This window comes from Thauera aminoaromatica S2 (genome assembly GCF_000310185.1).
GTDB classification, from domain to species: domain Bacteria; phylum Pseudomonadota; class Gammaproteobacteria; order Burkholderiales; family Rhodocyclaceae; genus Thauera; species Thauera aminoaromatica.
In genome coordinates, this window is record NZ_AMXD01000019.1 from 17,832 (window position 1) to 40,229 (window position 22,398).

General features: G+C 67.5%; 22 protein-coding genes. 17 read left to right on the forward strand and 5 right to left on the reverse strand.

Features of this window, described 5'->3' with window-relative positions:
• Positions 1 to 59: 59 nt before the first annotated feature.
• Together C665_RS05150 and C665_RS05155 are read left to right on the forward strand one after the other, a co-directional pair.
• Entirely contained in the window at positions 60 to 512 is a 453-nt protein-coding gene (locus C665_RS05150) for a type II toxin-antitoxin system RatA family toxin (protein WP_012585582.1), read from the forward strand.
• Complete coding sequence (locus tag C665_RS05155; protein ID WP_012585581.1) at positions 509 to 835, forward strand: RnfH family protein; 327 nt, start codon at positions 509 to 511, stop codon at positions 833 to 835. Before C665_RS05150 ends, C665_RS05155 begins: the two co-directional genes overlap by 4 nt.
• A gap of 100 nt (positions 836 to 935) precedes the next feature.
• Here C665_RS05155 and C665_RS05160 read toward each other — a convergent pair whose 3' ends face one another.
• The gene (locus C665_RS05160) at positions 936 to 1,436 is read right to left on the reverse strand and encodes a DUF4124 domain-containing protein (protein ID WP_004301730.1); all 501 of its coding nucleotides are present in this window, start codon (positions 1,434 to 1,436) and stop codon (positions 936 to 938) included.
• A gap of 82 nt (positions 1,437 to 1,518) precedes the next feature.
• Here C665_RS05160 and guaB point away from each other — a divergent pair, with 82 nt between their 5' ends.
• The 3 genes from guaB (at position 1,519) to C665_RS05175 (ending at position 5,590) form a co-directional block, all read left to right on the forward strand.
• Positions 1,519 to 2,982: an IMP dehydrogenase gene (guaB, locus tag C665_RS05165; RefSeq protein WP_004301732.1), complete on the forward strand. Its 1,464-nt coding sequence runs from the start codon at positions 1,519 to 1,521 to the stop codon at positions 2,980 to 2,982.
• A gap of 72 nt (positions 2,983 to 3,054) precedes the next feature.
• Positions 3,055 to 4,620: a glutamine-hydrolyzing GMP synthase gene (guaA, locus tag C665_RS05170; protein ID WP_004301733.1), complete on the forward strand. Its 1,566-nt coding sequence runs from the start codon at positions 3,055 to 3,057 to the stop codon at positions 4,618 to 4,620.
• Positions 4,621 to 4,675: 55 nt separating this feature from the next.
• Positions 4,676 to 5,590 (forward strand): YihY/virulence factor BrkB family protein, encoded by a 915-nt coding sequence (locus C665_RS05175; protein ID WP_004301734.1) that lies wholly within the window; start codon positions 4,676 to 4,678, stop codon positions 5,588 to 5,590.
• 30 nt (positions 5,591 to 5,620) lie between these two features.
• On the opposite strand, the gene C665_RS05180 is transcribed toward C665_RS05175, so the two are convergent.
• Together C665_RS05180 and cobA are read right to left on the reverse strand one after the other, a co-directional pair.
• Positions 5,621 to 7,063, reverse strand: coding sequence for a putative nucleotidyltransferase substrate binding domain-containing protein (locus tag C665_RS05180; RefSeq protein WP_004301735.1), 1,443 nt, complete (start codon positions 7,061 to 7,063; stop codon positions 5,621 to 5,623).
• Between the two features lie 52 nt (positions 7,064 to 7,115).
• Entirely contained in the window at positions 7,116 to 8,009 is an 894-nt protein-coding gene (cobA, locus tag C665_RS05185; protein ID WP_004301736.1) for a uroporphyrinogen-III C-methyltransferase, read from the reverse strand.
• 253 nt (positions 8,010 to 8,262) lie between these two features.
• Between cobA and C665_RS05190 the strand changes: the two genes are divergently transcribed.
• The 12 genes from C665_RS05190 to C665_RS05245 all read left to right on the forward strand — a co-directional run bounded on the left by C665_RS05190 (position 8,263) and on the right by C665_RS05245 (position 20,238).
• Positions 8,263 to 9,945, forward strand: a complete 1,683-nt coding sequence (locus C665_RS05190) for a cytochrome D1 domain-containing protein (RefSeq protein ID WP_004301737.1) — start codon at positions 8,263 to 8,265, stop codon at positions 9,943 to 9,945.
• Between the two features lie 68 nt (positions 9,946 to 10,013).
• A complete protein-coding gene (locus C665_RS05195; RefSeq protein ID WP_004301738.1) occupies positions 10,014 to 10,625 on the forward strand; it encodes a NapC/NirT family cytochrome c in 612 nt (203 codons plus the stop codon).
• 42 nt (positions 10,626 to 10,667) lie between these two features.
• The gene (locus C665_RS05200) at positions 10,668 to 11,546 is read left to right on the forward strand and encodes an ethylbenzene dehydrogenase-related protein (protein WP_004301739.1); all 879 of its coding nucleotides are present in this window, start codon (positions 10,668 to 10,670) and stop codon (positions 11,544 to 11,546) included.
• A gap of 140 nt (positions 11,547 to 11,686) precedes the next feature.
• A complete protein-coding gene (locus C665_RS05205; protein ID WP_004301741.1) occupies positions 11,687 to 12,016 on the forward strand; it encodes a cupredoxin domain-containing protein in 330 nt (109 codons plus the stop codon).
• A 182-nt stretch (positions 12,017 to 12,198) separates the two neighbouring features.
• On the forward strand, positions 12,199 to 12,582 hold the full coding sequence (locus C665_RS05210) for a c-type cytochrome (protein ID WP_040828605.1): 384 nt from the start codon (positions 12,199 to 12,201) through the stop codon (positions 12,580 to 12,582).
• 104 nt (positions 12,583 to 12,686) lie between these two features.
• On the forward strand, positions 12,687 to 13,895 hold the full coding sequence (locus tag C665_RS05215; RefSeq protein ID WP_012585575.1) for a cytochrome D1 domain-containing protein: 1,209 nt from the start codon (positions 12,687 to 12,689) through the stop codon (positions 13,893 to 13,895).
• Positions 13,895 to 14,944 (forward strand): siroheme decarboxylase subunit beta, encoded by a 1,050-nt coding sequence (ahbB, locus tag C665_RS05220; RefSeq protein WP_004301747.1) that lies wholly within the window; start codon positions 13,895 to 13,897, stop codon positions 14,942 to 14,944. The genes C665_RS05215 and ahbB (C665_RS05220) overlap by 1 nt, the downstream gene beginning before the upstream one ends.
• Positions 14,937 to 15,440, forward strand: coding sequence for an Lrp/AsnC family transcriptional regulator (locus tag C665_RS05225; protein ID WP_004301749.1), 504 nt, complete (start codon positions 14,937 to 14,939; stop codon positions 15,438 to 15,440). Before ahbB (C665_RS05220) ends, C665_RS05225 begins: the two co-directional genes overlap by 8 nt.
• 68 nt (positions 15,441 to 15,508) lie before the next feature.
• Positions 15,509 to 16,009 (forward strand): siroheme decarboxylase subunit beta, encoded by a 501-nt coding sequence (gene ahbB, locus C665_RS05230; protein WP_231570786.1) that lies wholly within the window; start codon positions 15,509 to 15,511, stop codon positions 16,007 to 16,009.
• Positions 16,010 to 16,122: 113 nt separating this feature from the next.
• Positions 16,123 to 17,331, forward strand: coding sequence for a heme d1 biosynthesis radical SAM protein NirJ (nirJ, locus tag C665_RS05235; protein ID WP_004301753.1), 1,209 nt, complete (start codon positions 16,123 to 16,125; stop codon positions 17,329 to 17,331).
• Complete coding sequence (locus C665_RS05240) at positions 17,328 to 18,971, forward strand: cytochrome D1 domain-containing protein (RefSeq protein WP_004301755.1); 1,644 nt, start codon at positions 17,328 to 17,330, stop codon at positions 18,969 to 18,971. The genes nirJ and C665_RS05240 overlap by 4 nt, the downstream gene beginning before the upstream one ends.
• Positions 18,972 to 19,050: 79 nt before the next feature.
• A complete protein-coding gene (locus tag C665_RS05245) occupies positions 19,051 to 20,238 on the forward strand; it encodes an NnrS family protein (RefSeq protein WP_004301758.1) in 1,188 nt (395 codons plus the stop codon).
• A gap of 164 nt (positions 20,239 to 20,402) precedes the next feature.
• On the opposite strand, the gene C665_RS05250 is transcribed toward C665_RS05245, so the two are convergent.
• Positions 20,403 to 21,164, reverse strand: coding sequence for a Crp/Fnr family transcriptional regulator (locus C665_RS05250; protein WP_012585574.1), 762 nt, complete (start codon positions 21,162 to 21,164; stop codon positions 20,403 to 20,405).
• A gap of 4 nt (positions 21,165 to 21,168) precedes the next feature.
• The coding region (locus C665_RS05255) for a nitric oxide reductase activation protein NorD (RefSeq protein ID WP_004301762.1) at positions 21,169 to 22,398 on the reverse strand (1,230 nt) is incomplete at its 5' end.

The window sequence follows — 22,398 nt, forward strand, 5'->3', positions numbered from 1 at the left end:
TTTTAACAGTTCGGCCGCACCTCCGTTCCGTCATGGTGGTGGCGCCGACCAACTTGCCCATGGCCGAAGTCAACAAGCTCGTCCTGATCGAATTCACCCCGGCGCAGATGTTCGAGCTCGTCGACCGCTGCGAGGAATACCCGCTGTTTCTGCCCTGGTGCGGCGGCGTCGATCTGATCGGGCGCACCGAGACGATCACCGCGGCTACGCTGCACATCAATTACCATGGCATCAAGGCGCATTTCAGCACCGAGAACGCCAAGCGCTACCCGCAGGAGATGAAGCTGCGCCTGACCGACGGCCCCTTCACCCATCTCGACGGACACTGGCGCTTCACCGCGCTCGGCGAGACCGCGTGCAAGGTCGAGTTCCAGCTGCGCTACCAGTTCGCGAGCAAGCTGCTGGAGAAGGTGCTCGGGCCGGTGTTCAACCATATCGCGAACACTTTCGTCGATTCCTTCGTCAAGCGTGCCGGCCAGGTCTATCGGGCCGGGCAGGGGAGTGCTGCATGAGCGGGATGATCAACGTGGAAGTGGTGTACGCGCTGCCGCAGCGCCAGGAGCTGGTGCACGTGCGGCTGGCGGAAGGAGCCTCGGTGCGCGATGCGCTGGAGGCTTCCGGCCTGTTGCAGAAGCATCCGGAGATCCAGCCCGACCGTGCGAACAAGCTGGGGATCTATGCAAGGCTGGTCAAGCTCGACACCGAGGTGCGCGACCGCGACCGGGTGGAGATCTATCGTCCGCTGATCGCCGACCCGAAGGCGGTGCGAAAGAAGCGTGCCGACGAGGGCAAGGTCATGAAAAAGGGGGGTGGGCCCGCCGAAGCGGCCGAGTGATGGATCGGCGCGACCCTGTGCAGCGGACCCTGTGCAGCGGAATTTCCGCTCGCGCGACGTTGGGCTTGCGAGCCTGCTGGCGTCGACCTGCGGGTCGGATCTATCTGCAATGATCTGCGATCTTGCGCTCCAGAGCCTCGGCCTGCTCCGCGCGCGCACGATCGTCGAGGAACTCGCGTTCCCCCTTGACGTTGAAGCGGACCATGCGCTGGCCGCCACGCAAGGCGGCGAGTTCATGCTGCGCGTCCGTGCAGAAACGTTCCGTCTCGCCTCTCGATTCAGCTTCCCGAGCGGCCTTCGCCTCGGCCTCCGCCGCGGCGGCGCGGCGTTCCCGGAAAGCCTGTTCGCGCTCGGCGAGCGAACTCGGGGAGGTGGGAGTGGCAGCAGGCGGCATGTCCGCCGACGGCGCGGTCTCTCCAGCCTTGCGCGCGGCGGCACCCGGTCGTGCTCCGCGGATCACCGTGGCCTCGACGCCTGCGGGAGGCATGTCGCCGTAGTGGATGCGCCCGTCCTTGTCCTTCCAGCTGTAGACCTGCGCGGCCGCGGGAAGGGCGGTCAGCAACAGGGCGAGGATCGCGACCGGGGCGAACGGATGGGTCATCGGCACAATTCTCCGCGGCGAGCCGCTTACGTGGTGCAGGAGCGCTCTGTATAATACGGATTTGGTCGAAAGGAAAAAAGCCATGCGAGTGATCCAGAAGGCGCTGACCTTCGATGACGTCCTTCTCGTTCCCGCCCACTCCACGGTCCTCCCTCGCGACGTGAGCCTGCAGAGCCAGGTCACGCGCCGCATCCGCCTCAACGTCCCGCTTGTCTCGGCCGCCATGGACACGGTGACCGAGAGCCGTCTCGCGATCGCGCTCGCGCAGGAAGGCGGGATCGGCGTGGTGCACAAGAACCTCACCCCGGCCCAGCAGGCCGCCGAGGTGCTCAAGGTCAAGCGCCACGAGTCGGGCATACTCAAGGATCCGATCACCATCCCGCCCACGATGACGGTGGGCGAGGTCATCGCACTGCAACGCCAGAACCGCTTCTCCGGCGTGCCGGTGGTCGAAGGCGGCAAGGTGGTCGGCATCGTCACCAACCGCGATACCCGCTTCGAGACCAAGCTCGACCAGCTCGTCTCCGAAATCATGACCCCGCAGGACCGCCTTGTCACCGTGCGCGAAGGCGCCAGCCTCGAAGAGGCGCGCGAGCTGCTGCGTGTGCACCGCCTCGAGCGCGTGCTGGTGCTCAACGATGCCGGTGAGCTGTGCGGTCTCATCACCGTCAAGGACATGATGAAGTCCACCGAGCACCCGCTCGCTGCCAAGGACGAGCATGGTCGCTTGCGCGTGGCCGCTGCGATCGGCGTGGGGGCCGGCACGGAGGAACGCGCGGAGCGCCTCGCCGACGCGGGCGTGGACATGATCGTGGTCGACACCGCCCACGGTCACTCGCAGGGCGTGCTCGACCGCGTCGGCTGGGTCAAGAAGCACTTTCCGCACATCGAGGTGGTGGGCGGCAATATCGCCACCGCCGACGCCGCGCGTGCGCTGGTCGATGCCGGTGCCGACGGTGTCAAGGTCGGCATCGGTCCGGGCTCGATCTGCACCACCCGCATCGTCGCCGGCGTGGGCGTGCCGCAGATCAGCGCGATCGACAACGTCGCCAACGCGCTGCTGGGCACGGGCGTGCCGATGATCGCCGACGGCGGCATCCGCTTCTCGGGCGACATCGCCAAGGCGATCGCCGCGGGCGCCGACGTGGTCATGCTCGGTGGACTGTTTGCCGGCACCGAGGAGGCGCCAGGCGAGACGGTGCTGTTCCAGGGCCGTTCCTACAAGTCGTACCGCGGCATGGGCTCGCTCGGCGCGATGGAGAAGGGCGCGGCCGACCGCTACTTCCAGGAAGAGAACACCGGCAACATCGACAAGTTGGTGCCCGAGGGCATCGAGGGTCGCGTGCCCTACAAGGGCTCGGTCACGGCGGTGATCCATCAGCTCGTCGGCGGCCTGCGCGCCTCGATGGGCTACCTCGGCTGCGCCGACATCCCGACCATGCATGCGCGCGCGGAGTTCGTGCAGATCAGCTCGGCCGGCATGCGCGAATCGCATGTGCACGACGTGCAGATCACCAAGGAAGCGCCCAACTACCAGATCAGCTGAGCGCGCTCCTTCGAGACATCCGGGCGGCTGCGAGGCCGCCCTTCCTTTTTCGACGTTCGAGATTCCCGCCCCATGGCCCACCAGAAGATCCTCATCCTCGATTTCGGCTCCCAGGTCTCCCAGCTCATCGCGCGCCGCGTGCGCGAGCAGCAGGTGTACTGCGAGCTGCATCCCTTCGACGTCTCGGACGAGTTCGTGCGCAACTTCGGCGCGCAGGGCGTGATCCTCTCCGGCGGGCCCAACTCGGTCTACGAGGCAGAGGACTGGCGCGCACCGCAGGCGGTGTTCGAGCTTGGCGTGCCGGTGCTGGGCATCTGCTACGGCATGCAGACGATGGCCAGCCAGCTCGGCGGCAAGGTCGAGAGTTCGGCCAAGCGCGAGTTCGGCTATGCGGAGATGCGCGCGCGCGGGCACTCGAAGCTGTTCACCGGCATCGAGGACCGCAGCAACGCCGAAGGCCACGGCCTGCTCGACGTGTGGATGAGCCACGGCGACAAGGTCACCGCGCTGCCCCCGGGCTTCAAGATCATCGGCAGCAACGAATCGACTCCGATCGCGGCGATGGCCGACGAGGCGCGCGGCTTCTACGGCGTGCAGTTCCACCCCGAGGTCACGCACACGATCAAGGGCAAGGAGATGATCGGGCGCTTCGTGCACGACATCTGCGGCTGCGGCCACGACTGGAACATGCCCGATTACATCGAGGAAGCGGTGCAGAAGATCCGCGAGCAGGTGGGTGACGAGGAGGTCATCCTCGGCCTGTCGGGCGGCGTGGACTCCTCGGTGGCGGCGGCGCTGATCCACCGCGCGATCGGCGACCAGCTCACCTGCGTGTTCGTCGACCACGGCCTGCTGCGCCTGAACGAAGGCAAGCTGGTCATGGAGATGTTCGCCGGGCGGCTCCACGCCAAGGTCGTGCATGTCGATGCGACCGAGCAGTTCATGGGACACCTGAAGGGCGTCACCGACCCCGAGCAGAAGCGCAAGATCATCGGCCGCGAGTTCGTCGAGGTCTTCCAGGCCGAAGCCAGGAAATTGCCGAACGCCAGGTGGCTGGCCCAGGGCACCATCTATCCTGACGTGATCGAGTCCGGCGGCGCAAAGAGCAAGAAGGCCCACACCATCAAGAGCCATCACAACGTCGGCGGCCTGCCCGAGACGCTCGGCCTGAAGCTGCTCGAGCCGCTGCGCGACCTCTTCAAGGACGAGGTGCGCGAGCTCGGCGTGGCCCTCGGCCTGCCGCACGACATGGTCTATCGCCACCCCTTCCCGGGCCCGGGTCTGGGCGTGCGCATCCTCGGCGAGGTCCGCCAGGACTTCGCCGACCTGCTGCGCCGTGCCGACGCGATCTTCATCGACGAGCTGCGCGCCGCCGACTGGTACGACAAGACGAGCCAGGCCTTCGCGGTCTTCCTGCCGGTGAAGAGCGTGGGCGTGATGGGCGACGGCCGTACCTACGAGTACGTGGTGGCACTGCGCGCGGTGCAGACGCAGGACTTCATGACCGCGCACTGGGCGGAGCTGCCGCACAGCCTGCTCGGCAAGGTCAGCAACCGCATCATCAACGAGGTGCGCGGCATCAACCGGGTGGTCTACGACATCTCGGGCAAGCCGCCGGCGACAATCGAGTGGGAGTGAGCTGAGGGGCGCGTTCTGGAAGCGGCTTCCAGGGCAATGGCGCTAACATGCGGCCATGACCGAAGCCCGACCGTCGATCCTGCAATACTGGTCCGCCGTGATCCGGACCACCGTGAAGCTGTGGCTGGAAGCCCAGGTCTTCGTACATGCCGCTGCGCTGGCGTTCTTCACCGTGTTCTCGGTGGCGCCGGTGGTGATCATCGCGGTCAGCCTGGTGGGCCTGGTGCTCGGCGAGAGTGCGGCTCAGGGCCGCATCGCCGAGCAGCTCGAGGTGGCGATCGGGCCGGAGGTGGCGGCTGCGATCCAGACCGCGGTGGTCAACAGCCGCATCCAGCACAGCGGGCTGCTGCCCACGATCGCCGGCGTCGGTGCCATCGTGTTCGGCGCGACGACGGTATTCACCCAGATGCAGGAATCGCTCAACGCGATCTGGGGAGTGGCGCCGCGGCCCACGCGCAGCGGCGTGTTCATCCATCTCAAGACGCGCCTCCTGTCGCTCGCGGTGGTGCTCGGCATCGGCTTCGTGCTGCTGGTGTCGCTGTCGCTGAGCATCTTCGTTCGCGCGCTCGTCGCCTTCGCGCAGGACTGGCTGCCGGTGCCGGTGGGGCTGATCATCGGGCTGGACTGGGTGATCGCGCTGCTGGTGGTGACGCTGCTCTTCGCCACCATCTTCCGCGTGCTGCCCGAGGTTGTGCTGGGCTGGCGTGACGTGCTGCCGGGCGCCTTCGTCACCGCGCTGCTGTTCGCGCTCGGGCGCGCGCTGATCGCGATCTACCTGTCGACCACCGCGACCGCGTCCACTTACGGGGCGGCGGGCTCGCTGGTGCTGCTGCTGCTGTGGGTGAATTACTCCTCGTTGATCCTGCTCTTCGGCGCCGCGTTCACGCGCGCCTATCTGGAGGCGCGCGGCCGGACGGTGCGGCCGCGCGCGACGGCGGTGCTGGTGCATCGCCAGCTGATCGAGGATTGAGTCCGCTTCCCGTGGGTGGCTCGGCCGCGCTCAGTTGCGCAGCAGCTGCAGCTTGAAGTGCTGCTGGATGAAGGCCTGGAAGCTGGCGACGCCCTCCAGGGCGAGGCGCAGCTCGCCCTGCTGCATCGCGTTCAACTGGTCGAGCGCGATGTAGTTGCCCGGCGTGCGCCCGCCGCGCAAGGCCTCGACCTGGCCGCGCAGGCGCATCCGCACCAGGAAGTCGAAGGCCGCGCGCAGGTCGGCGACCTGTTCGGCCTTGAGCACGCCGGCCTCGACCAGCGCCTCCATGCGGTCGTGGGTGCTGCCGTCGAGCCGGCGCGCCTCCATCGCCAGCGCCTTGATGCCGTCGGTGATGGCGAAGATGCCGGCCTTCTTTAGGTCGACCTCGCCGCGGCGCTCGCCGGATTTTTCCACCTTGATGCGGCCGAACCAGCCCAGCGGCGGGGCGAAGTTGACCATGTTCTGCGCCATGCGCACGAGGAAGCCCTGCTCGTGGCTCATGTAGTGCAGCGCGTGTTCGCGCAGGGTGTCGGCGAGCTCCCGCCGACCGTAGAGCGGGCGCAGGTCCATGAACATGCTGCCGGTCATCACGTTGTCGGGCGTCGGCGTCGATAGCCACTGCGTGAGCTCGCGCTTCCAGGCCGTCAGACTGCGCCGCCAGGCGGGGTTGCGCGCCATGATGCCGCCGGGGCAGGGCGGCACCCCGATCGAGATCAGGGCGTCGATGAGGTCGTCCGAGAAGGCTTCGAGGCGTGCCAGCGCCTCGCCTTGCACCGCGTCGGCGTAGATGATCGCGTTGTCCTGGTCGGTCGATAGCGTCTGTTCGCCGCGCCCTTCGCTGCCCATCACCACGAAGGCGAAGTCGGTGGTGAGATCGGGGTAGCGATCGCGGCGCAGCAGGTCGATCAGGCGGATCAGGACCTGGTCGTTGAGGTTGGCGATCAGCTTCACCGTGTCGCGGATCGCGATGCCGGTGCCGGCGAGATGCACGATCAGCTGCTGGATGCGCTGATGCAGCTCGCGCAGCGCGTCGATCGATTCGGCCTTCTCGATGTCGAGCACGAGCTGGTGGGGCGAGTGCGCCTGCAGGCGCAGCAGGTCGGTGACGGTGACGATGCCCGCGAGTGCGTCCTTGCGGTCGACCACGACGAGGCGGTGGATGCCGTGGCGCGACATGCGGTAGAGCGCCTCGTAGAGCACGTCGTCCTCGCCGATGGTGATCACCGGCGCGCTCATCACGTCGCGCACCCGGAGCCCCGCCGGGTCGCGCCCAGCGGCGATCACCTTGTTGCGCAGGTCGCGGTCGGTCAGGATCGCCGTCGGGTGCGTGCCGTCGACGACGACCACGCAGGAGATGCTCATCTCGCGCATGCGGCCGACGATATCGACCAGCGCGTCGTCGGCGCTGCAGCTCACCACGCGGCGCTGCTCGATCTCCCGGATCGGACGAAAGAACTCGTTTTCTCCTGCCATGGCTGCTCCCCGGGGTGCGTCGAATTCGCCATTTTACCCGGGCGCGGCCGTTTCAGCCCGCCGTCGCCGCGGCTGCGAGCAGCGCGCCGGGGTCGAGTGCGACCACCTCTCCGATCATGATCAGCGCCGGCGCGCGGATGCCGGCCGCGCGCACCGCCCCGGGCAGGGTCGCGAGCGTGGCATGCACGCCGCACTGCCGCGGTGTGGTGGCGGCGTGGATCACCGCCGCCGGCGTGTCCGCCGCCAGTCCGTGGGAGATCATCTGCGTACAGATGATCTCGAGCGCGCCGAGGCCCATGTAGACCACCACGGTCTGGCGCGGGCGGGCGAGCGCCGCCCAGTCGAGGTCGACGGTGTCGTCCTTGAGGTGGCCGGTGGCGAACACCAGGGTCTGCGCGTGCTCGCGGTGGGTGAGCGGGATTCCGGTGGCCGAGGCCGCGCCCGCCGCGGCGGTGATGCCGGGCACGATCTCGCACTCGACGCCGGCCTCGAGCAGGGCCTGCATCTCTTCGCCGCCGCGCCCGAAGATGAAGGGATCGCCGCCCTTGAGTCGCACCACGTCGTGCCCTTCGCGTGCGAGTTCGACGAGCAGGCGGTTGATCTCGTGCTGGGCGAGGGCGTGGTTGCCGGCTTCCTTGCCCGCGTACAGGCGACGCGCGGCGGGCGGGATCAGCGCCACCACCGCCTCGCCGACGAGATGGTCGTAGACGACCACTTCGGCGCCGGTGATCAGGCGCAGCGCCTTCACGGTGAGAAGGTCGGGGTCGCCCGGGCCGGCGCCTACCAGATGGACCTTGCCATGTCCCTGCGCACGCGTGGATCGCGGCCGCTCGCCGATGCCCTCGGGCGTGCCGCGGGGCGGCAGGGCGGCGCGACTGGCGCGAAGGGAGCGCGGCTTGGCCGCGCCGGCCGGCGAAGCATCCGATCGAAAGGTTCCTGCCTGCATGATGTGGGCTCCAGCACGGTCTCGGGAAATCCGTTGCGGCGAAAAATCGGTTCCGCCAGGGGCCGGAAAACGCTTGTCCAGGACACCGCGAAATCCGCGGGCGTGCGCATGGCGACGTCGTTCCGGCGTCCCCGAACTTTATCCTCGGCGCTGGTGTGGAAAATTAATTCACATCAAGGATGGGCCTGCCCCGGAAAAACCATACTGCCGTCGCAATGTTGTTTCACATCCCGTGTCGTGTAAGGAGAGGGCTATGCAAAAGAAAGGTTTGATCGGATCGGCGTTTGCCATGGGGGTGCTGTCCCTCGCGATGAGCAGCGCCTGGGCCCAGGAAGCGCCCAAGCTGACCGCCGAGGAGATGGAAAAAGGCAAGCAGATCTACTTCGAGCGCTGCGCAGGTTGCCACGGCGTGCTGCGCAAGGGCGCCACCGGCAAGAACCTCGAGCCGCACTGGACCAAGACCGCTCCGGACGGCACCAAGCTGGAGGGCGGCACCCTCAAGCTCGGCACCGAGCGCCTCGAGAAGATCATCTCGTACGGCACCGAAGGCGGCATGGTCAACTACGATGACATCCTGACCAAGGAAGAGATCAACCTGATGGCGCGTTACATCCAGAACACGCCTCCGATCCCGCCCGAGTTCTCGCTCAAGGACATGAAGGACAGCTGGAAGCTGCTGGTCCCCGTCAAGGACCGTCCGACCAAGCAGATGAACAAGGTCAACCTGAAGAACGTGTTCGCGATCACGCTGCGCGACGCGGGCAAGCTCGCGCTGGTCGACGGCGACACCCACAAGATCTGGAAGATCCTCGATACCGGCTACGCGGTGCACATCTCCCGCCTGTCGGCTTCGGGCCGCTACGTCTACACCGTCGGTCGTGACGGCCTGACCACCATCATCGACATGTTCTACGAAGAGCCCACCACGGTCGCCACCGTGCGCCTGGGTTCGGATGCCCGTTCGGTCGATACCTCCAAGTTCAAGGGCTACGAGGACAAGTACCTGATCGGTGGCACCTACTGGCCGCCCCAGTACTCGATCATGGACGGCGAGACGCTCGAGCCGATGAAGATCGTGTCGACCCGTGGCAACACCGTCGATGGCGACTATCACCCCGAGCCGCGCGTGGCCTCCATCGTGGCCTCGATGACGAAGCCGGAGTGGGTGGTCAACGTCAAGGAAACCGGCCAGATCCTGCTGGTCGATTACTCCGACATCAAGAACCTGAAGAGCATCGCGATCGAGTCCGCCAAGTTCCTGCACGATGGCGGCTGGGACATGTCGAAGCGCTACTTCATGGTCGCCGCCAACGCGTCCAACAAGGTCGCCGCGGTCGACACCAAGGAAGGCAAGCTGGCCGCGCTGGTCGACACCGCCAAGATCCCGCACCCGGGGCGCGGCGCCAACTTCGTCCATCCCAAGTTCGGTCCGGTGTGGTCGACCGGCCACCTCGGCGACGCCGTGGTCTCGCTGATCTCGACGGCTTCCGACGATCCCAAGTTCTCCAAGTACAAGGAGTACAACTGGAAGGTCGTCGAACAGCTGAAGATGCCGGGCGCCGGCAACCTGTTCGTCAAGACGCACCCGAAGTCCAAGCACTTCTGGGCGGATGCGCCGATGAACCCGGAGCGTGAAGTGGCCGAGTCGGTGTACGTGTTCGACATGAACGACCTGTCGAAGGCACCCGTCGCCCTCAACGTCGCCAAGGACTCGGGCCTGCCCGAGAGCAAGGCGATCCGCCGCGCCGTGCAGCCGGAGTACAACGAGGCTGGCGACGAAGTGTGGATCTCGCTGTGGGGCGGCAAGACCGACCAGTCCGCGATCGTGATCTACGACGACAAGACGCTGAAGGTCAAGAAGGTGATCACCGACCCGGCGATCGTCACGCCGACCGGCAAGTTCAACGTGTACAACACGATGCACGACGTCTATTGATCGATCTTCCGGTCAAGCTCTGAAAAACCCCCGCGCCCCTGGCGCGGGGGATCGAGGGGAAGAGTTCCATGTCTGATCGAAACAGCGACAACTCCAAACAAGAAAATTCGGGCGGCCTGTGGGCACGCCTGCGCCGCCCTTCCGCCAAGTCGCTGGGCGGCCTGTTGGCTGTCGGATTCATTGTGGGCGTGCTGTTCTGGGGCGGCTTCAACACCGCGCTGGAGGCCACGAACACCGAGAAGTTCTGTATTTCCTGCCACGAGATGTATGACAACGTGTACCAGGAGTACAAGCAGACGATCCACTACAGCAACCGGACCGGGGTGCGCGCGACCTGCCCGGACTGCCATGTTCCGAAAGAGTGGACGCACAAGATGATCCGCAAGGTTCAGGCGTCCAAGGAGCTGTGGGGCAAGATGGTCGGCACCATCGACACGCGCGAGAAGTTCGAGGCCAAGCGCCTGGAGCTGGCGCGCAACGAGTGGAAGCGGATGAAGGCGGTGGACTCGCGCGAATGCCGCAACTGCCACAGCCTCGAGAGCATGAATCCCGAGGTTCAACGGCAGCGCGCGCGCAAGCAGCACGAGATTGCGAAGGAAGACAACATGACCTGCATCGACTGCCACAAGGGCATTTCCCACAATAAGCCGGCAGGCATGACCGAGGCGGACGAGGAGTAAGATCCCTCGTGCATCACAGGCCAACCCAAGCACAGCGAGGATATGACGATGAAGAAGAACCTGATTGCCGGCGCCGTCGGTGCTCTCCTGGCTATCGGTACGGGTAGCGCGCTCGCAGCCGCGCCCGACTGGAGCAAGGTCCAGGGCAAGGACATCACCGCCTTCTACCCCGGCGTGTCGCCGCTGGAGTGGATCCAGAAGGGTACCGAGCACGGTGGCGCGCGCGCGCTCAAGAAGGGCGAGACCTGTGCCGACTGCCACAGCGACGAAGCGGGTGACATGGGCAAGAAAATGGCCAGCGGCCAGAAGATCGAGCCCAGTCCGATCCCCGGCAAGGCCGCCTTCATTCCGGTGAAGGTGCAGGCCGCGCACGACGGCGAGAACCTCTACATCCGCTTCTCCTGGAAGCAGCCGGCCGCCTCGGGTGGGGCGAAGATGGACGAGAAGAACCCGGTCAAGATCGCGTTCATGCTCGAGTCTGGCGGCAAGGTCGAACTCGCCGACCAGGCGGGTTGCTGGGCGACCTGCCACACCGATTCGCGCACCATGCCCGGTGCGGACGACGCCAAGACGAAGTACGTCAAGGGCGGCTCGGTCGCCGAGGGTAAGTTCTACGACCTCTACCAGTGGCGCAGCGGCGAGAACAAGGGCTACAACGGCTACGTCGCCGAAAAGCGCGTGATGGAAGGCGGCAACGCCCTGGTCAGCGCCGAAGGCAAGAAGGACGGCGACAACTGGTCGGTGGTGTTCACCCGCAAACTCGCTGCGGGCGACGGTGACGTGAAGCTCGAGTCGGGCAAGGCCTACAACTTCGGCTTCGCGATCCACGACGACAACGCGGCGGGTCGATTCCACCACGTTTCGCTCGGCTACAAGCTCGGCCTCGACACCGACGGCCACATCAAGGCGGCCAAGCAGTAATCCGGTCCGATCCCGCCCATGCCCCTGGGCGGTGTTCGATACGGCGGAAGCATCCGGCGAACCCGGGGCTTCCGCCGTTGTCCTTTGCGATGGATCCATCGCGACTGCGTGGTCGCGTGGGCATGAAACGGGAGATTTCCATGAACGCCAGACTCGTTCCGGCAAGTCTGTTCGCGGTCGCAATCGGGCTTTCCGCGGCCGTTCCGGCGCAAGCCGCCGAACATCAGGTCGTGGTGGAGAAATACGCCTTTTCGCCGATGGAGTTGCGCATCAAGCGTGGCGACACCGTGACCTGGATAAATAACGAAAAGCGGGTGAGTCATTCGGTGCTGCTGATCGGCCGCAACGAGGAGTCGGAGCGCTTTTTTCCCGGCGAGAAGTGGTCGCGCGCCTTCCCGGAGGCCGGGCGCTTCGAGTACCGCTGCGGACCGCATCCGGAAATGCTCGGCGTGGTGATCGTCGCCGAATGATGCGCGCGTGGCTCGCCGACGGATTTCGCTCGTGGGCCCGGGCGGTCGAGGTGGAAAGGGTGCGTGAGCGGATGCAGCGGGTGCGGCGGAGACCCCTCGCCCTTCGAGGTTGATGCGAGTCAAGGTTTCGACCCGGTCGAGGCCCCATGCTCTTCACCGATGCCTTACCGTCGGATGCCAGCATGAAGATTCCGCCACTCCTCGCCCACGCCGTCGTCTTCCTCGGCGCAGCGCTCGTCTCCGCTTATGCCGCAGCCTCCGGGCACGTCCCGGTCGAGCCCGCTCCGGCGCGTGCGCGCGAACTGGTCCACATCGTCCGCCAGGATTGCGGTTCCTGTCATGGCCTGACCTTCAAGGGCGGGCTCGGCCCCGCACTGACCGCCGAGGCGCTTGCCGACAAGCCGGCCGAGGGCCTTGTGGCCACCATCGTCGGTGGCCGTCCGGGGACGCCGATGCCGCCTTTCCAGTCCATCCTCTCCGAAGCCGAGGCGGAGTGGATCGTGTATTGGCTGATGCGCGGTTTTCCCGCCGATGCCGGCCTGCCGCAGGCCCCCGCGCGCAACTGAACCATCGCCGTCCGTCGTACGGCCCCCGTGCCACGCCCCTGTTGGCGAGTGCGGACGGCAGTCTTCCCGGTGGCCCTCCGCCACCCCAAGTTCCCGGAGCTCCCATGTCTTGCCGTGAAGTTCGTCTCGCACCGCCCGCCCTATGGGGCGTGGTCCTCTCCGCCATGGTCGTGCTGCTGTCGGCCTGTTCGAGCGTGCCGCCGGTCGCCGTGCGCGGCACCGGCGACCTCGGCGTGGTGATCGAGCGTGCCGACGGCAAGGTCAAGGTGATCGAGACCACTGGCCGCAGCGTGCTGGCCACCGTGGATGGCCTGGGCGATCTCTCCCACGCCTCGGTGGTTTTCTCGCGCGATGGCCGCTACGCCTTCGTGTTCGGGCGCGACGGCGGGCTGACCAAGGTCGATCTGCTGGCGCGCCGGATCGTCGGCCGCAAGGTCCAGGCGGGCAATGCGATCGGCGGCTCGATCTCGCACGACGGCAGCCTGGTGGTGGTGCAGAACTACGAACCGGGCGGCATCAAGGCCTTCGACGCCAACACGCTCGAGCTCGTCGCCGATGTGCCTGCGACCACGGACGACGGCACCCGCTCCAAGGTGGTGGGCCTCGCCGACCTCTCGGGCAAGCGCTTCATCTATTCGCTGTTCGAGGCGGGCGAGATTCGCATCACCGACTTCTCCGACCCGAAGAATCCGCTGACCCGGCGTTTTGCCGGCGGCAAGCAGCCCTACGATGCACTGGTCACGCCCGATGGCCGGTACTACATCGCCGGCCTGTTCGGCGAGGACGGCCTTGCCCTGATCGACCTGTGGAACCTCGACAAGGGCAGCCGCAAGATCCTCTCCGGCTACGGTCGTGGCGAGCAGCCCCTGCCGGTGTTCAAGATGCCCCACCTGCGCGGCTGGTCGATCGCCGGCAATCGGGCCTACCTGCCCGCCATCGGTCGCCACGAGGTGCTGGTGGTCGACACCGCCACCTGGCAGGAGGTCGATCGCATCCAGGTGAAGAGCCAGCCGGTGTTCGCCATGGCGCGCCCCGACGGGCGCGAGATCTGGGTGAACTTCGCCTTCCCCGACAACGGCTGGGTGCAGGTCATCGACACCGTCTCCGGCAAGGTCACCGACACCCTGCAGCCGGGCCGCGGCATCCTGCACATGGAGTTCCTCTCCAAGGGCCACGAGATCTGGCTGTCGGCGCGCGACGACAACAAGGTCGTGATCTACGACACCGCCAGCAAGCAGCCGATCGGCGGCTTCGAGTCGGCGAGCCCGAGCGGCATCTTCTTCACCACGCGCGCCGCGCGCACGGGCTTCTGATGCCGCGCCAGGCCATCTTGCCCGCGGCGCTCGACGCCACCGGCTTCCGCCTGCTCAACGAGTGGCAGCGCGACTTCCCGCTCGAGCCGCGACCTTTCGCACGCATCGCGCAGGCGGTGGGCGCCGCCGAGGAAGACGTCATCGCGGCCTACCGCGACCTGAGCGCGCAAGGCCTGGTGAGCCGGGTGGGCGCGGTGTTCGCCCCGCGTCGCCTGGGTGCGAGCGCACTCGCGGCCCTGGCCGCGCCGCCGGAGCGCCTGGAGGAGGTCGCCGCGCGCGTCACGCGCGAGCCGGCGATCAACCACAACTACCAGCGCGAGCATCGCTACAACCTCTGGTTCGTGGTCACCGCGGCCTCGCGTGCGCAACTCGAAGAGGTGGTCGCCGGCATCGAGCGCGACACCGGCTGTGCGGTCATCGTGCTGCCGCTGGAAGAAGAGTTCCACATCGACCTGGGCTTCGACCTCAAGGCGGGCGGGGAGGGGCGGCGACCGCATGCCGACGCGCGCAGCGACGAGCCGATCGCACGGGGCGACGCCGACGGCGGCTGCGCGTTGCCTGCGCTCGAACGCAAGCTGATCGGCGCGCTGCAGGGCGGCCTGGTGCTTGAGGCGCGGCCCTTCGCCACGCTGGCGGCGCGCGTCGGCCTCACCGAGGGCGAGGTGATCGCCTGCATCGCGCGCTGGGTGGACGAGGGCTTGATCCGCCGCTTCGGCGTGGTCGTGCGCCACCATGAGCTCGGCCTCGAGGCGAACGCCATGTGCGTGTGGGACGTCCCCGACGCCGAGGTCTCCGGGCTTGGTCGCCGGCTCGCGCAGGAGGCGGCGGTCACGCTGTGCTACCGCCGCCGCCGCGTGCTGCCCGGCTGGCCGTACAACCTGTTCTGCATGATCCACGGCAGCGCGCGCGAGGAGGTGCTGGCCGCGCGGGCGGATCTCGCCGCGCGCCTCGGCCTCGACCGCCATCCGCACGCGGTGCTGTTCAGTTGCCGGCGTTTCAAGCAGACCGGCGCGCGCTATCTCGACGCCAAGGATCTCGCCCATGTCTGAAGCCCAGCCGGCCGCGTCGGTCGGCCGTCGTGGCGTGGCCGCGAAGCGTGCGCCCGACGACACCGACCGTCGCCTGATCAATGCCATCCAGGGCGAGTTCCCGCTCTCCGAGCGCCCCTTTGCCGAGGTCGGCGTCCTGCTCGGCCTGGCGGAGGACGAGGTGATCGCGCGCCTGCAGTCGCTGCTCGACGACCGCGTGCTGACCCGTTTCGGGCCGATGTACCAGATCGAGCGCATGGGCGGCGCCTTCTGCCTGGCCGCGATCGCGGTGCCCGAGGCGCAGTGGACGAGCGCGGTGGAGGCGGTCAATGCCTTCCCCGAGGTCGCGCACAACTACCGCCGCGAGCACGCGCTCAACATGTGGTTCGTGCTCGCCACCGAGACGCCGGAGGGCATCGCCGACTGCGCGCGCCGCATCGAGGCCGCTACCGGCTTGGTGGTGCATCTGTTCCCCAAGGAACGCGAGTACTTCGTCGAGATGAGGCTGGAGGCCTGATGGTGCAAGGCATGTCCGGGAACGGAGCCCTCGCGCGGGCGGATGCGCAGGATGCCGCGGGTGCCGGCATGGATGAAGCTGCCCTTGCGGAGTTCGACCGCCGCCTCGTGCTCGCCACCCAGGGCGGCCTGCCGCTGGTTCCACGCCCCTACGCCGCGCTGGCCGAGACGCTCGGCGTGGCCGAGGGCCGCGTGCGCGAGCGCCTCGCCGCCATGCTCGCCGACGGCCGCATTCGCCGCATCGGCGCGGTGCCCAACCACTACGCCATCGGCTACACCGCCAATGGCATGAGCGTGTGGGACATCGACGCCGCGGTGATCGACGCGGTCGGCGAGCGCGTCGGTGCGCTCGACTTCGTCACCCACTGCTACCGCCGCCCGCGCCATCTGCCCGACTGGCCCTACAACCTGTTCGCGATGGTGCACGCCGCCAGCCACGAGGCCGCGCTCGCGCGCGTGGAAGAGATCGCCGCGCTGATCGCGGCGGAGTTTCCTGGTGCCTGCCGCAACCGCGACGTGCTGTTCTCGTCTGGCATCCTGAAAAAGACGGGCCTGCGCATCGGCGCCTGATCCGGCAAGCGACTCTTCCGGCCGGCACGAGCGCCCGCCCCGGGCACCCTTGACGCGCATCATTTTCATTCGCGGGCGCCTCGGGTGAAATGGCCAGCATTCAGGAGGCTCCCATGTTCCGCATCTCCCAATTCATCCGCGAGCTCGACCACCCCACGCCTGCCGGCCCCCGCCGCAACCCGCCAGGTCCGGTGGTGATCTGGAACCTGATCCGGCGCTGCAACCTCACCTGCGAGCACTGCTACTCGATCTCGGCGGACAAGGATTTCCCCGGCGAGCTGAACACACAGGAAGTCTTCAAGGTCATGGACGACCTCAAGGACGCACGCGTGCCGGTGCTGATCCTGTCCGGTGGCGAGCCGCTGCTGCGCCCCGACATCTTCGACATCGCCCGCCGCGCCAAGGGTATGGGCTTCTACGTCGGCCTGTCGTCCAACGGCACCCTGATCGACGAATCCAACATTGATGCGATCGACGAGATCGGCTTCGACTACGTCGGCGTCAGCCTCGACGGCATCGGCGCCACGCACGACCACTTCCGCCGCAAGCAGGGCGCCTTCGAGGCCTCGATGCACGGCATCCGCCTGTGCCGCGAGCGCGGCATCAAGGTCGGCGTGCGCTACACGATGACCGAGGGCAACGCCCACGACCTGCCCGCGCTGTTGAAGCTGGTCGAGGACGAGGCCATCGACAAGTTCTACTTCTCGCACCTGAACTACGCCGGGCGCGGCAACAAGAACCGCGCCGGCGACGCCCGCCACCGCACCACCCGCGAGGCCATGGAGCTGCTTTTCGAGACCTGTCTCGACCTGCACCGGCGTGGCATCGACAAGGACTTCGTCACCGGCAACAACGATGCCGACGGCCCCTTCCTGCTGCACTGGGTGCAGCGCCGCTTCCCCGACAAGGCCGCCCACATCGAGGCCAGGCTGCGCCAGTGGGGCGGCAACGCCAGCGGGGTGAACGTCGCCAACATCGACAACCTGGGCATCGTGCACCCGGACACCATGTGGTGGCACGTGCCGCTTGGCAACGTGCGCCAGCGCGCCTTCGGCGAGATCTGGAACGACCTGTCGAACCCGCTGCTCGCCGGCCTCAAGCAGCATCCGCGCAAGCTGGAGGGGCGCTGCGGCGCGTGCAAGTACCTGGAGATCTGCAACGGCAGCTCGCGCGTGCGCGCGGAGCAGGTCACCGGCAACCCGTGGGCGGAGGACCCGGCCTGCTACCTCTACGACGAGGAGATCGGCGTGAATCCGGCAGACTACGGCGCCGAGCGCGTCGTCACGACGCCCTGGACCCGCATCGACAAGGTTTCCGCATGAAGATCCGCGCCTCGACCCTGACCGGCCTGTTCGCACTCGCCGGTGCACTGGTCGTCTTGCCTGCCGCCGCTTCGCCGGACAAGGCCGTCGCTCGGGCCGCGTCCGGGGCAGCGGCGTCGCCGGCTGCCATCGACGTACCCGCGCTCTACGCGCAGCATTGCGCGGCCTGCCATGCGCCCAATCGCCTCGGAGCGATGGGGCCCGCGTTGCTGCCCGACAACCTGGGCCGCCTGCGCAAGAGCGAGGCTGCCAAGGTGATCGCCGAGGGCCGGCCCGCGACCCAGATGGCCGGCTTCGCCGCGCAGCTGGGCAAGGACGAGATCGCCGCGCTCACCGAGTGGATCTACACCCCGGTGGTGCCCGAGCCGCGCTGGACCGACGAGGACATCCGCGCCTCGCGCGTCGTCCATGTCGACACCGCGACCCTTTCCGACAAGCCGGTGTTCGACGCCGACCCGCTCAACCTCTTCCTGGTGGTGGAGGCGGGCGACCACCACGTCAGCGTGCTCGACGGCGACAGGCTCGAGCCGATCCACCGCTTCCAGTCGCGCTTCGCGCTGCATGGCGGGCCCAAGTTCGCCGCCAACGGGCGCTACGTGTTCTTCGCCTCGCGCGACGGCTGGATCACCAAGTTCGACCTGTGGAACCTGAAGGTCGTGGCCGAGGTGCGTGCCGGCATCAACACCCGCAACGTCGCCGCATCGCCCGACGGCACCCACGTCGCGGTGGCCAACTACCTCCCCAACACGCTGGTGCTGCTCGACGGCGAGCTGAACCTGGTCAAGACCATCCCGGCGATGGACCGCGACGGCAAGAAGAGCTCGCGGGTGTCGGCGGTGTACGACGCCACGCCGCGCCAGTCCTTCATCGCCGCGCTCAAGGACGTCGGCGAGGTGTGGGAGATCAGCTACACCAAGGCGGTCGAGGACATCCCGGTCAGCTACATCCACGACTACACACAGCGCGAAGGCAGCTTCATTCCCGGTTACCTCAACCCGCGCCGCACCATCCTCGCCGAGGTGCTCGACGACTTCTTCTTCACCCAGGACTATTCCGAGCTGATGGGGGCCTCGCGCGAGGGGGTCGGACAGGTGGTGAACCTCGACGTGCGCAAGAAGATCGCCAATCTGCCGCTTGACGGCATGCCGCACCTGGGCTCTGGCATCACCTGGGAATGGCAGGACCCCGCCGCCGGTCCGGGCGCCAGGCCGCGCACGGTGATGGCGAGCACCAACCTCAAGGCGGGCGAGGTCACCGTGATCGACATGAAGACCTGGGAGGTGGTGAAGCGCATCCCCACCCGCGGCCCGGGCTTCTTCCTGCGCAGCCACTCCAGCAGCCGCTATGCGTTCGTCGATTCGATGATGAGCGCGGAGGCCAAGCACATCCTGCAGGTCATCGACAAGCAGACGCTGGAGGTGGTGCGCGAGATCACCGGTGAGCCGGGCAAGACGCTCGCCCACGTCGAGTTCACCCGCGATGGCCGCCATGCGCTCGCCAGCCTGTGGGAGGACGATGGCGCGGTGATCGTCTATGACGCGCGGACCCTCGAGGAGGTCAAGCGCCTGCCGATGAGAAAGCCTGTGGGCAAGTACAACGTATGGAACAAGATCACGCGCGAGGAAGGCACCAGCCACTGATTCCTCCCGGCCGGGCAGGTGTGCGGCCGTGCGCAGCTTCATCCGCCTTCAACCCGTTCAGCAGAAAAGAGAACCGAACATGGCGCTGATCCGCCTCGACGAACCCACCACCAAACGCATTCCGCCCGACACCTTCTCGCTGTGGGCGCTCGCCTTTCGTCCCTTCTACCTGCTCGCCGCACTGTTCGCAGCGATCGCGGTGCCGGTTTGGGCGGTGGCCTACTCGGGCGCGATCGACCTGCCCATGCCGGGAATCTGGTGGCATTCGCATGAGATGATCTTCGGCTTCGCCGTGGCGGTGATCATCGGCTTCCTGTTCACCGCAGGGCGCAACTGGACCGGGCTCGACACCCCGACGGGCAAGCCGCTCATGGTGCTCGCCGCGGTGTGGCTCGCCGGGCGCCTGGCGATGGCCTTCGGCAGCGGAGCCTGGGTGGCCATCGTCGATCTGGCCTTCCTTCCGGTCGCGGCGGGGATGCTGCTGAAGGTGCTGATCAAGGCCAAGAGCAAGCGCAACTACTTCGTCGGTGCGCTGCCCGCGATGCTCGCGCTCGCGAACCTGTTCTTCCACCTCGCCGTGCTCGGCGTGATCGAGGCCGATCCGCTGACCGCCATGCACCTGGCCCTCGGCCTGGTGGTGGTGCTGGAGACCATCGTCGGCGGCCGCGTGATCCCGATGTTCATCTTCAACGCGGTACGTGGCGTCAAGCAGTGGCGCAACGTGAAGGTCGACTGGGCGGCGGCGATCGCCACCGGTATCGCGCTGCTGCTGTGGGCGCTGGGTGCCGGAGGCTGGGCGGGTGTGGTGTCGTTGATCGCAGCCGTTCTGCAGGCGGTGCGGCTAGGCGGCTGGAACCCTTGGGCGACGCGCGGCCATCCCATCCTGTGGGTGCTGCAACTGGCCTATCTGTGGATTCCGCTCGGCCTGGCGCTGCTCGCGCTTACCCAGTTCGGCGTGCTGCCGCGCTCGGCCGGAGTCCATGCCCTGGCCATCGGCGCGACCGGCGGCCTGATCATCGGCATGATTACCCGCACCGCGCTCGGCCACACCGGCCGCATGCTGATCGCCGGTCGCATCGAGACCGCGGCCTACGCCCTGGTGCTGATCGCCGCGCTGGTGCGGGTGCTGACCGTGGGCTTCTTCCCGGCCGCACAGTTCGGCGGCGTGCATGCGGCCGCCACGCTGTGGTCGATCGCCTTCCTGCTCTACCTGTGGCGCTACGCCCCTTACCTCTGGTATGCGCGGGTGGACGGCAAGGAGGGTTGAGCGCTTGCGGGGCGCCCACAAACAGGAAAGGGGCCTGCGGGCCCCTTTTGCATCGCCCGGACATTCACGACGGCTCAAGGATCGCCCTGCAGGAGCGATGCGAGACGCGATTGCGACGTTCCGGAAGCGTGGGTGCGGGTTTGACGCGCTGAAAGGCGTGACCCTCAACCCAGGCTTCGGCGCAGGCGGCCGATGTCGGGGATGTGGATGGTGCGGCCTTCGACCTGGATGAGGCCTGCGCTGGTGAGTTCGCTGAGGATGCGGGAGAAGTGTTCCTGGGTGAGGTTGAGCCGCGAGGCGATCGTGCCCTTGCTGGTGGGCAGGCGCAACGACACCGAGCCTTCGGCCACCCCGTCGCCGTCACGCTCCTCTTCGCGCAGCAGATAGCCCACCACGCGGTCGCGACCCGAACGCAGCGAGTAGCTCTCGACGTCGGCCATCAGCAGATGCAGTCGCTGGGCCAGGCCGGCGATGATCTTGCGGCAGAACAAGGGATCGCCCGACATTTCCTCGAAGAAGATCTGCTTGCCGATGTGCAGCAGGGTGGCGTCGGTCAGTGCCTGCGCCATCACGACGTAGGGCTTTTCCATGAACATCACCGCCTCGCCGAAGCTGCGTCCGGCGTAGAGGATGTCGACCACCTTCTCGTTGCCCTCGGCCGAGGTGAAGGCGAGCTTGATCTGGCCGTCGAGGATGAGGTGGAAGCCGTGGCAGGGGTCGCCGCGATGGAACAGGATCTCGCCGCGCGCGACCCGTACCTCGCGCACACCACGCGCGAAGCGGACGATATCCTCGCAGGCGAGGCCGTTGAAAAGCGGCGCGCGCGCGAGCAACCGGCACAGGCGGTCGATCTCCGTGACCGGGCTGGCGGGGGAGGAATCGATCCGGACAGGTCTTTCCCCGACCGGGGTGGCGTTACGAGGCATGGCTTCAGCGGGTGAGCTGGGCATAGAACATGGGCAGGCGTGCGGGCAACTCGTCGGGTTGGCGGATCACCGCGTAGCCGGCCGGACCGAAGAGGTGCGGCAGGTAGCTTGCGCCTTCGCGGTCGATGGTAACGCAGAACGGCACCACACCGCGGTTGCGTGCCTCGACGACGGCGACGCGGGTGTCCTCGATGCCGTAGCGGCCGTCGTAGAGATCGAGGTCGTTGGGTTTGCCGTCGGACAGGATCAGCAGGATGCGGCGTGCGGCGCGCTGGCGGTCGAGGATCGTGGTGGCGTGGCGGATCGCCGCGCCCAGGCGGGTGTAGTAGCCCGGCTTGATCGCCATGATGCGGCCGCGCGCGCGGTCGTCGAAGCGCTGGTCGAAGTCCTTGAGGCGGTGGAAGCGCACGTTGCTGCGCTTGACCGAGGAGAAGCCGCATAGCGCGAAGCTGTCGCCGGTGGCGAGCAGGGCTTCGCCGAAGAGCAGCAGCGAGTCGCGGATGACGTCGATCACACGCGCCTCGGAGGAGACCCAGGAATCGGTCGACAGCGACAGATCGGCCAGCGCCAGGCAGGCGAGGTCGCGCTCGCGCTTCTCGAGCGAGAGGTAGAGCTGATCGGACGGATGGTGGCCGGTGGCGCGGTCGGTGGCGGCGCGCACCACCGCGTCGAGGTCGAGCTCGGTGCCGTCGACCTGCGCCTTGAGCCAGCGTCTGCCCGGAGTGAGCGCGGCGAACTGGCGGTGCAGCCGGCGCGCAGTGCGGCGCAGGTGCTCGGGCAGGGCGCAGGGGGCGGCGCGCGGGTCGTGGATCGAGGGGGTGAGCTCGGCGAGGCGGACGTGGTCCTCGAGCAGCAGGTTCTTGCGGTAGTCCCACTCGGGCAGCGGGATGCCGTCGCCGAGCACGACGTCGTCCTCGGCAGCCGAGGGCAGGTCGAGGTCGAAGCGCACCTTGGAGGCGACGCGCTCGCCGTCGCGGGTGATCGACAGGTGGTCGAGGTTGGCGGCGGCGTCGGCGGCGTTGTCGTCGGGCTCGTCGTCGGTGCTGCGCTGGACCTTGATGAACTCCGCCACCGACAGCAGGCTCTCGGCGCGGAAGGGGATGATCATGCCGTGCTTTTCCGGCATTTTCTCCTGGCGCTCGACACGGTGGGCCTGGCGGCTGCTGTCCTTGCCGGGACGGCTGGCGCCGGCCTCGCCGAGCTCGCCGCCCGCGCCGGCGCCGCCGCTGCCGCC